The organism is Mycobacterium sp., from assembly GCF_032162105.1.
Lineage (GTDB): Bacteria > Actinomycetota > Actinomycetes > Mycobacteriales > Mycobacteriaceae > Mycobacterium.
In genome coordinates, this window is sequence record NZ_JAVRPS010000472.1 from 1 (window position 1) to 10412 (window position 10412).

The following is a 10412-nucleotide window of genomic DNA, read 5'->3' on the forward strand; positions in this document are numbered from 1 at the left end:
ACGGTTTTGGGCGCACGTGTTGCCCCGGGTCCGTGAATCGTTTCCCGACGCGTGGTTCGTCGGCGAGGTGATCCACGGCGACTACCCCGCCATCGTTGCCGCGGCGAAGTTCGATTCCGTCACGCAGTACGAGCTGTGGAAGGCGACCTGGAGCAGCCTCAACGACGGCAACTTCCACGAACTCGACCACGCGCTGCGCCGTCACGACGAGTTCCTCGACGCGTTCGCGCCGATGACCTTCGTCGGCAACCACGACGTCACCCGCGTCGCCAGCATGCTCGACGACCCCCGGCACGTGGAACACGCACTGGTGCTGCTGCTGACCACCGGCGGCGTCCCGAGCATCTACGCGGGCGACGAATGGGCCTACCGCGGCGTGAAGGAGGAGCGGTTCGGCGGCGACGACGCCGTGCGGCCAGAGTTCGCCGCGCATCCCTCCGACGACGAATCCCTCGGCCAGGACGTGTTCCGGCTGCACCAGCACCTGATCGGGTTGCGGCGCAGAAACCCGTGGCTGCACGAGGCGCGCACCTCGGCGCTGCACCTGACCAACCGGCAGTTCGTGTACCGGACCCAGGCGGGCGACGACGCGATGGTGGTCGCGCTCAACGTCGATGACACGTCGTTGCCGGTGTCGTTGCCGGAGTTGGGTATCGGCACCGGACGCCTCGTCGCGGGTTCGGGGGCGCCGGTCGAGGCGACGGTCGACCGGGTGGAGGTCGCCCCACACGGCTGGGCCATCGTCGCCCTCTAGCGCGCACCTAGTAGTTCGACGGTCAACGGGTCCAGCTCGCCGCCGTAGAACAGCTCCAGAACGGCCACGAAGTCGCGGTCGTCGTCGGTCGCTGAAGCGAACAGTGTCATCGACGACCTCAACTTGAGGGCGTCCACCTGGCCCATCACCTGCTCGATCGACCTGCCGTCGACCGCGGCCACCAGTCGCGCACATTCCCGCAGCCGCGGTCCGAGGATGTCGTGATCGAGGTAGGCGACCGCCTCGGCGCGGGATCCGATGCCGTAGTGCACGGCGGTGGCACTGCGGCCCAACTCCCGAAGTTGCGGGAAGACGAACCACATCCAGTGGGAGCGCTTGCGTCCGGCGCGCAGTTCGTCGACCACCGTGCGGTACACCGGGTCCTGGGCCTCGACGAAGCGCGCCAGGTCGTAGGGATCGGCCATCACTCCACCGTGCCGCACCGAAGTCTAGGTGTCGACGACCCTTGAACATTCGCCGACTCGGCTGAATCAGTTAGTTTTGCAAGCTAGTCTTTGCAACCGATGACGACGCCGACCGAAACCGCGCCCCAGGTCGATACGCATGACTCGACCAAGCCCGCCAAGCGGAGTCGTCGCCGCCTGCTGTCTCGCGTGAGCATCCAATCCAAGCTCCTCGTCATGCTGCTCGTCACGAGCATCCTGTCCGCGGCGGTGGTGGGTTTGATCGGATACCAGTCCGGGCGCAGCTCCCTGCGCGCATCGGTATTCGACCGGTTGACCGAAGTTCGTTCGTCGCAGACCCGGCAATTGCAGAGCACCTTCTCCGATTTGAAGAACTCCCTGGTCATCTACTCCCGCGGATCGACGGCTACCCAGGCCATCGAGGCATTCACAGCCGGTTTCGACCAACTCAACGACGCGACCATCGACGCCGCGCAGCAGCAGTCGATCGTCAACTACTACAACAATCAATTCGCCAAAGCCGAGGACGAGCAGACCGGTAATGACGTGGATGTCAGCGCACTCCTGCCGACGTCGAACGCCGCGAAGTACCTGCAGGCGTACTACACCACCCCATTCACGGACTGGAACGCGTCGATCAAGCTCGACGACGCCCGCGACGGCAGCCCGTGGTCGGCCGGCAACGCACGCTTCAACGACTTCTTCCGAGAGATCGTTACCCGCTTCCAGTACGAGGACGCCCTCTTGCTCGACACCAGGGGCAACATCGTCTACAGCGCGTACAAGGGCGTCGATCTCGGCACCAACATCCTCACCGGGCCCTATCACGGCGGTGATCTCACCGAGGCCTACCAGAAGGCCATGGCATCGAATGCGGTCGACTACGTCGGCATCACCGACTTCGGCGATTACCAACCCGCGAACCAGCCCACCGCATGGCTGGTGTCCCCGGTCGGCCCCCAGGGCCGGGTGGAAGGTGTTCTGGCGCTGCAGTTCCCCATTTCGAGGATCAATCAATTGATGACCGCCGACAAGAAATGGGAGCAGGCCGGCATGGGCAAGACCGGCGAGACCTTTCTGGTAGGACCTGACGACTTGATGCGGTCGGATTCGCGGCTCTTCCTGGAGGACCCGGAGGCATTCAAACGCGAAGTGATCGACGCCGGAACCCCACCGGACGTCGCGGAGGAATCGATCCGCCAGCAGGGTACGACGCTGGTGCAGCCGGTCGCGGATGCCGCCACCAGCGCTGCTCAGCGGGGCCAGACTGGCACCGAGATCGAGCCCGACTACCTCGGCCGCGAGACTCTGCAGGCCTATGCGCCCGTCGATCTCCCCGGCTTGCACTGGGCCATCATCGCGAAGATCGACACGGCAGAAGCATTCGCGCCAGTGTCGGCGTTCACCCGCACGCTGGTGCTCTCGACCGTGGCCATCATCTTCGCCGTCTGCGTGGCCGCCATGCTGCTCGCCAGATTGTTCGTGCGACCCATTCGCCGGCTCGAAGCCGGCGCCCAGCAGATCAGCTCTGGCGACTACGACGTCGCCCTGACCGTGCAGTCGCGCGACGAATTCGGCGACCTCACGGTGGCTTTCAACGACATGAGCCGCAACCTCAGTATCAAGGAGGACTTGCTCAACGAGCAGCGCAAGGAGAACGATCGCCTGATGCTGTCGCTGATGCCCGAATCGGTGGTGCAGCGATACCGCGAGGGTGAGGAGACAATCGCCCAGGATCACCAGGACGTCACCGTGATCTTCGCCGACATCGTCGGTCTCGACGAGATGTCCACGGAGCTGTCCTCGGACGAATCGCTGTCCATCGTCAACAAGCTGGTCCGACAGTTCGATGCCGCGGCTGAGAACCTCGGCGTCGAGCAGGTGCGGACCCTGCACAACGGCTACCTAGCCAGCAGCGGGCTCAACGTGCCGCGGCTGGACAACGTGCGTCGAACCGTTGACTTCGCGGTGGAAATGCAACGCATCGTCGACCGCTTCAACGCCGAGACGGGCGGCCAGCTCAAGCTGCGGGCCGGGATTGACACCGGCACCGTCACGAGCGGCCTCGTAGGCAGGGCCAGCTTGGCCTACGACATGTGGGGATCGGCAGTGAACCTGGCCTATCAGCTGCAGAGTGGGTCGGCGCAACCTGGCATCTACGTCACGTCCGGTGTCTACGACGCGATGCGCGACACCCGCACTTTCACTGCCGCCGGCACGGTCAACATCGACGGTACAGACGAGCCCGTCTGGCGGCTCGCGGACCGCCATTCATGAGCAGCGTGGTGGATGCGCCGTGGTTCTACTGGGCCATCGGAGTGGCCATTGGCCTCCCGTTTGGCCTGGTGATCCTCACCGAACTTCAGAATGGGCTGGCGCGTCGGCGAAGCGTACTCGCCCGTCCGATCAGCTTGCTGCGCAACTACATCCTGCCGCTCGGTGCGCTGCTGGTGCTGCTGGTCAAGGCGACCCAGGTTTCCGCGGAGGCCACACCGGTGCGAATCGTCGCGACGGTGTTCGGCTTCGTCGTACTGATCCTGTTGTTGTCCGGGCTCAACGCCACCCTTTTCCAGGGTGCGCCGGAGGGCACCTGGCGTAGGCGCATCCCGTCGATCTTCCTTGACGTGGCCCGATTCGCGGTGATCGCCGTCGGCCTGGCGATGATCTTCGCCTACGTCTGGGGCGCCAACGTCGGTGGCCTGTTCACCGCCCTCGGTATCTCCTCCATCGTCCTGGGCCTGGCGCTGCAGAATTCCGTCGGCCAGGTCATCTCTGGTCTGCTGTTGCTCTTCGAGCAGCCCTTTCAGATCGGTGACTGGCTGGACACGCCGTCGGCGCGCGGCCGTGTCGTCGAGGTGAACTGGCGCGCGACGCACATCGACACCGGTGGGGGCCTGCAGATCATGCCGAATTCGGTGCTGGCCGCGGCGTCTTTCACAAACCTCAGCCGGCCGCCAGGAGCACATTCGATCTCCGTGGTGACGGTGTTCTCGTCCACTGATCCGCCGGAGGAGGTCTGCGCGATGTTGAACCAGGTCGCCAGCAACTTGCCGCACCTACGCGCGGAGGCGCTGCCGAAGGCCGTTCCGATGGGTGGTAACGAATACAAGACGTCGATTCCGTTGCGGTCCCCCGCCGACGACGGATCGGCCCGCGCCACGTTCCTGAGGTGGACCTGGTACGCGTCCCGGCGCGCCGATCTTCACCTCGATGAGGCCGGCGATGACTTCGCCACGCCGGAACGGGTGGAGAAGGCTCTACGCGCCGTGGCGGCGGCGCTGCGGCTGAGCCACACCGACCAACAGGAGTTGCACCCGCACACCCGGATCACCCGCTACGGAGCCGATGAGACCCTGCAGTTCGCCGGCCAAACGCCCAAGCGGATGACATTTCTGGTGAACGGACGAGTGCGGTTGACGGTCACCGGCGAAGACGGGGCGATCGTGCCGGTACGCACGCTGGACGAAGGCGACTTCATCGGGCAGACCGCCCTGACTCGGGAGCCCGTCAGGGCCACCGCCACGGCGATCGGGGAGGTTACCGCACTGCAGATCGACCGCGAGCACATCGAGGTACTCGTCCTGCGAAAGCCGTTGCTGCTGCAGGAGATCGGCCGTGCGATCGAAGAGCGGCGGGCCAACATCCGGCGAGTGCTCGCCGCGGCGGCCGCGGACTAGCGGCATGAAACGACGTCTGCCCCGGCCCAGTGAGTTGGCGCCGCTGCTCCAGTTCCGCAAGCCGCGCCTCAACCCGACGGCCAGGCGTCTGGAGGATGCGCTCACCATCGAAGACCTGCGGCGAATTGCCAAGCGCCGCACGCCGAAAGCGGCCTTCGACTACACGGACGGTGCGGCCGAGGACGAACTGTCCCTTGCCCGCGCCCGGCAGGCGTTCCGTGACGTCGAGTTTCATCCGACGATCCTGCGCGACGTTGCCGAGGTCGACACGGGCAGGCAGGTTCTTGGCGACCGCGTCGCGCTGCCGTTCGGCATCGCGCCGACGGGTTTCACCCGGCTGATGAACACCGAGGGTGAGATCGCAGGCGCCCGCGCCGCGGCGCGCGCGGGCATCCCGTTCGCCCTGTCGACGCTGGGCACCACCGCCATCGAAGACGTTCGGGCAGCGAACCCCCACGGCCGCAACTGGTTTCAGCTCTACATGTGGAAGGACCGGGACCGGTCGATGGCGCTGGTGGAGCGTGCCGCCGCGGCGGGCTTCGACACGCTGCTGGTCACCGTCGACGTTCCGGTGGCAGGGGCGCGGTTGCGCGACACCCGCAACGGCATGTCGATCCCGCCGACGCTCACCGCGCGCACAGTGCTCGACGCCCTCCCACGCCCCCGGTGGTGGTTCGACCTGCTGACCACCGAGCCCTTGTCGTTCGCGTCGTTGGATCGCTGGCCCGGCACGGTCGCCGAGTACCTCGACAACATGTTCGACCCGACGGTCACCTTCGAGGATCTGGCCTGGATCAAGTCGCAGTGGCCGAACCGGTTGGTGGTCAAGGGAATTCAGACCCTCGATGACGCACGGGCGGTGACCGACCTCGGTGTCGACGGTCTGGTGCTGTCGAACCACGGCGGCAGGCAGCTCGACCGCGCGCCAGTGCCGTTCCATCTGTTGCCGACGGTGGCCAGGGAGGTCGGCGGGTCGTGCGAGGTTTTGCTGGACACCGGCATCATGTCGGGCGCCGACATCGTCGCCGCCATTGCGCTCGGTGCCCGGTTCACGATGGTCGGGCGCGCCTACCTCTATGGGTTGATGGCCGGCGGTGAGGCCGGTGTCGACCGTGCCATCGAGATCTTGTCGGCGCAGGTCAGCCGCACGATGAGACTGCTCGGGGTAACGAGTCTGGACGAATTGACGCCGCGCCACGTCACGCAGCTGCACCGTTTCGCGCGCGGCGAGTTGCCCCAAGGGTCGTAATCGCAGCTTTCACTTCATTCCCACTGGTCACAGATCAAATCGGCGCCCACGGTCTCGACGCCGAGTCGGAATCGTTAGCCAACTGCGATGTCACATCTCGGTGTTGAGAGCCGAAGCGAACCACATCGACGTGATTCACTAACGACCGCAAAGCAACGGCGATTGCTTGACAGGACATGAAGAAAGGCGGTCGGTTGCCGTTATGAAGTTCGTCAGAAAGATTCGTGGAACGTGGTTGCGCAGGCTGGCGGTGGGTGCCGTCACGGCGGCGATGTTGCCCACGCTGATCGGCTTCGCCGGGGGTTCGGCTACCGCTGGAGCATTTTCCCGGCCCGGTCTTCCGGTGGAATACCTGGATGTGTTCTCCCCGTCGATGAACCGCAACATTCGGGTGCAGTTCCAGGGCGGCGGCCCGCATGCCGTCTATCTCATGGACGGTCTGCGCGCGCAGGACGATTACAACGGCTGGGACATCAACACCCCGGCGTTCGAGTGGTACTACCAGTCGGGTCTGTCGGTCGTGATGCCCGTCGGCGGACAGTCGAGTTTCTACACCGACTGGTACCGGCCCTCGCAGGGCAACGGCCAGGACTACACCTACAAGTGGGAGACGTTCCTGACCCAGGAGCTGCCGGCCTCCCTTGAGGCCAACCAGGGCGTGTCGCAGACCGGCAACGCCGCGGTCGGACTCTCGATGGCGGGCGGCACCGCGCTGACCTACTCCATCTACTACCCGCAGAAGTTCGTCTACGCAGCGTCGCTGTCGGGCTTCCTGAATCCGTCCGAGGGCTGGTGGCCGATGCTGATCGGCCTGGCGATGAATGACGCGGGCGGCTACAACGCCGAGAGCATGTGGGGTCCTTCGGATGACCCGGCATGGAAGCGCAACGACCCGATGGTCAACGTCGGCCAGCTGGTCGCCAACAACACCCGGGTCTGGATCTACTGCGGCACCGGTACGCCGTCGGATCTGGATTCCGGCACCGACGGCGGCAACCTGATGTCGGCGCAGTTCCTCGAAGGGTTCACCCTTCGGACCAACCTGTCGTTCCGGGACAACTACATTGCCGCGGGCGGGACCAACGGCGTGTTCAACTTCCCGGCCACCGGCACGCACAGCTGGGGTTACTGGGGTCAGCAGCTGCAGCAGATGCTGCCCGACATCCAGCGCACACTGGGAGCTCAGGCCGCCGCTTAGGAGCTGCCCGACACCAGCGCAAGACCAGGGAGCCTGTCGTTACCCCCCCGAACGGCAGGCTCCCTTCTTGTGTGCCGTATTCCGGGGACCTAACCCTGCACCGACGGGCGGATGGTGATGTCACCGATCTCCACGTCGTGCGGCTGTTCGATGGCGAACGCAACGGCCCTGGCCACCGCCTCCGGTGGAAGACCGAAATCATCCATGTTGCTACGGATCTGGGCACGCATCACGGGATCGTCGATCGAACCGTCGAGTTCGGTCCGGACGAACCCCGGTGAGATCGACGTCGTACGGATCACACCGTCCTTCGACTCCTGCCGCAGACCCTCCATGACGGTGCGCACCGCGTTCTTCGTTGCGGCGTAGACCGCCATGTTCTCCACGACCTTCAGCCCGGCCGTCGAGACGATGGTGACGAAGTGGCCGTGGCCCTGGCGCCGGAACACCGGCTGCGCCGCAGCGATGCCGTACAGCACGCCGTGCAGGTTGACGTCGATCATCGCCGACCAGCCGTCGACGTCGCCGTCCGCGATGGGCCCGATCTTGCTGATGCCTGCGTTGCTGACCAGCACGTCGAGGCGGCCGAACTCGTCGACGGTGCGCGCGACCAGACTCTCCAGATCCTCGCGGAGGCCGACGTCGATGGCAACGGTGACCACGGTGGCGCCATCGGCGCGTAGTTCGCCGGCGATCTGGTCGAGCCGGTCAATGCGGCGCGCGCCAAGTACGAGCGAGGCGCCCCGTGCGGCGAGCAGCCGGGCCGTCGCCTCCCCGATCCCGCTGCTAGCGCCCGTGACGGCGACGACCGTGCCTGGTGTGATGGCCATGGCCGTAAGGCTATTCCTCCCACCCAGCTCGATGGTTCACAACAGACGCCCAGCCGGGACACATATGATCGAGCCGATGAGTGAATCCGGTAGCGAGGCACCGCGATTGCCCGAAGCATCACCAACCACGGCTCCAATCAAGAGGACTCGATCCAACGGCCCCGTCCTGCGCGGAATCCTGCTCGACGTCGCGCCGCCGCTGATCGCCTATTACGGGCTACGCGCACTCGGAGAGTCGCAGTACGTCGCGCTGCTGTCGGCGACGGTGCTCGCCGGGCTGAAGGTCGGCTAAGACGCGATCCGGGCCCGGCGGCTGGATCCGTTCGCCGGGTACCTGATGCTGAACTTTCGGCTTGAGCCTGGCTGTCGGGCTGGCCACCTCCGAGGCCAGAATGCTGATGGCTGGGAACACGCTCGTCGGCGGCCTCGGCGCGCTGATCTTCCTCGGCTCGTGTGTGATCGGAAAGCCGCTGACGCAGGTGGTCTCCGAACGCGTGCAGCCCGACGGCGATGAGCCGGAGCCGGGCGAGAAGGACTTCATCCACCGGGTGCACGTTCAGCTGTCAGCGATGTGGGGCATCGGCCTGCTCGTGGGCATGTTGATCAGCCTGGCGATCATCTTTTCGCTGTCCGTCGACGTCGCGAACGGTGTGGTCACGGTGGTATCGCTGGCGCTCGTGGCCGGGCTGCTGGCCGTGACGTTCTGGTACGGGCGGCGGGCCCGCGACCGCTGGGAACAAACCACCTCACTCCAGGGTTGAGCCCACCAGGTTCAACTTTGGAGGTTTGATGTCAGAAGCCATCGCAGTTCCCGTCCTGTTCGTCAGCGACCCGATCGTGCTGCCAGGAATGGTGGTCCCGATCGCTCTCGACGACGCAGCCCGCGCCGCCGTCGACGCCGCCCAGGCCAGCGAATCCGAAAAGCTCCTGATCGCGCCCCGGCTCGACGACCGCTACCCCACCTACGGCGTCATTGCGTCGATCGTGCAGGTCGGACGGATTGCCGGCGGCAGTGCCGCCGCGGTCGTCAGGGGTGAACGGCGTGCCCACATCGGCTCGGGGACCACCGGGCCGGGTAGCGCGCTGTGGGTGGAAGTGACGGAGGTGACCGAGTCCGCCATCACCGACGACACCAAGGCGCTGGCCGCCGAATACAAGAAGCTGCTGCTGGCGATGCTGCAGCGTCGCGAGGCCTGGCAGATCGTCGACGTGGTGAACAAGATCACCGACCCGTCGGACCTGGCCGACACCGCGGGCTACGCCTCGTATCTGTCCGACGTGGAGAAGCGTCAGCTGCTGGAGACCGAGGACGTCGCCGAGCGGCTGCGGGTGCTGATCGACCTGACCGGCGACCACCTGGCCGAGGTCGAGGTCAACGACAAGATCGCCGACGACGTGCGCTCCGGCATGGAGAAGACGCAGAAGGAGTTCCTGCTGCGTCAGCAGCTGGCGGCGATCCGCAAGGAGCTCGGTGAGGGCGAACCCGACGGGTCCGACGACTACCGGGCCAGGGTCGAGGCCGCCGACCTGCCCGAGAAGGTGCGCGAAGCCGCGATGCGCGAGGTCGGCAAGCTGGAACGCTCCAGCGAGCAGAGCCCCGAGGGCGGCTGGATCCGCACCTGGCTGGACACCGTGCTCGAACTGCCGTGGAACGTCACGACCGAGGACTCGGCCGACCTGAAGTCGGCCAGGGAGATCCTGGACGCCGACCACCACGGGCTGGAGGACGTCAAGGACCGCATCGTCGAGTACCTGGCCGTGCGCGCACGGCGTGGTCAGCGCGGACTGCAGGTCGTCGGCGGGCGTGGTTCCGGCGCCGTGATGGTGCTGGCCGGCCCTCCCGGCGTTGGCAAGACGTCGCTGGGTGAGTCCGTGGCACGGGCCTTGGGCCGCAAGTTCGTTCGCGTCGCCCTTGGCGGCGTGCGCGACGAGGCCGAGATCCGCGGCCACCGGCGCACCTACGTCGGCGCCCTGCCCGGCCGGATCGTGCGCGCCATCGGCGAGGCGGGTTCGATGAACCCGGTCGTGCTGCTCGACGAGATCGACAAGGTGGGCTCCGACTACCGCGGAGATCCGAGTGCGGCGCTGCTCGAGGTGCTGGATCCCGCCCAAAATCACACGTTCCGAGATCACTACCTCGACCTCGATCTGGACCTGTCCGACGTGGTGTTCCTGGCGACTGCCAACGTCATCGAGAACATCCCGACGGCGCTGCTGGACCGCATGGAACTGGTCAGCATCGACGGCTACACCGAGGACGACAAGGTCGCCATCGCCCG

Annotated in this window: 10 protein-coding genes; 8 read left to right on the top strand and 2 right to left on the bottom strand. The window is 66.0% G+C overall.

Going from position 1 to position 10412, the window contains the following annotated elements:
* Positions 1-754, top strand: a 754-nt coding sequence (locus QOC69_RS24345) for an alpha-amylase family glycosyl hydrolase (RefSeq protein WP_526444434.1), incomplete at its 5' end; no start/stop codon positions are given.
* Here QOC69_RS24345 and QOC69_RS24350 read toward each other — a convergent pair.
* Positions 751-1179 (bottom strand): DUF1810 domain-containing protein, encoded by a 429-nt coding sequence (locus tag QOC69_RS24350; RefSeq protein WP_526444436.1) that lies wholly within the window; start codon positions 1177-1179, stop codon positions 751-753. The two genes, QOC69_RS24345 and QOC69_RS24350, sit on opposite strands and share 4 nt — an antisense overlap.
* A 99-nt stretch (positions 1180-1278) precedes the next feature.
* Here QOC69_RS24350 and QOC69_RS24355 point away from each other — a divergent pair, with 99 nt between their 5' ends.
* The 4 genes from QOC69_RS24355 to QOC69_RS24370 all read left to right on the top strand — a co-directional run bounded on the left by QOC69_RS24355 (position 1279) and on the right by QOC69_RS24370 (position 7303).
* Positions 1279-3456, top strand: coding sequence for an adenylate/guanylate cyclase domain-containing protein (locus QOC69_RS24355; RefSeq protein WP_526444438.1), 2178 nt, complete (start codon positions 1279-1281; stop codon positions 3454-3456).
* Positions 3453-4856 carry a mechanosensitive ion channel domain-containing protein gene (locus QOC69_RS24360; protein ID WP_526444440.1) on the top strand — a complete coding sequence of 468 codons (1404 nt, stop codon included), beginning with the start codon at positions 3453-3455 and terminating at the stop codon, positions 4854-4856. Before QOC69_RS24355 ends, QOC69_RS24360 begins: the two co-directional genes overlap by 4 nt.
* A gap of 4 nt (positions 4857-4860) precedes the next feature.
* Positions 4861-6105: an alpha-hydroxy acid oxidase gene (locus tag QOC69_RS24365; RefSeq protein ID WP_526444442.1), complete on the top strand. Its 1245-nt coding sequence runs from the start codon at positions 4861-4863 to the stop codon at positions 6103-6105.
* 202 nt (positions 6106-6307) lie between these two features.
* Positions 6308-7303, top strand: a complete 996-nt coding sequence (locus tag QOC69_RS24370) for an alpha/beta hydrolase (protein WP_526444444.1) — start codon at positions 6308-6310, stop codon at positions 7301-7303.
* 89 nt (positions 7304-7392) lie between these two features.
* Here QOC69_RS24370 and QOC69_RS24375 read toward each other — a convergent pair whose 3' ends face one another.
* The gene (locus QOC69_RS24375) at positions 7393-8133 is read right to left on the bottom strand and encodes an SDR family oxidoreductase (protein WP_526444446.1); all 741 of its coding nucleotides are present in this window, start codon (positions 8131-8133) and stop codon (positions 7393-7395) included.
* 76 nt (positions 8134-8209) lie between these two features.
* On the opposite strand from QOC69_RS24375, the gene QOC69_RS24380 reads away from it, so the two are divergent.
* From QOC69_RS24380 to QOC69_RS24390, 3 genes are all read left to right on the top strand, one after another.
* Positions 8210-8425, top strand: a complete 216-nt coding sequence (locus tag QOC69_RS24380; protein WP_526444448.1) for a hypothetical protein — start codon at positions 8210-8212, stop codon at positions 8423-8425.
* A gap of 61 nt (positions 8426-8486) precedes the next feature.
* On the top strand, positions 8487-8894 hold the full coding sequence (locus tag QOC69_RS24385) for a VC0807 family protein (protein WP_526444450.1): 408 nt from the start codon (positions 8487-8489) through the stop codon (positions 8892-8894).
* Between the two features lie 28 nt (positions 8895-8922).
* On the top strand, positions 8923-10412 hold a 1490-nt coding region (locus QOC69_RS24390; protein WP_526444452.1), incomplete at its 3' end, for an AAA family ATPase.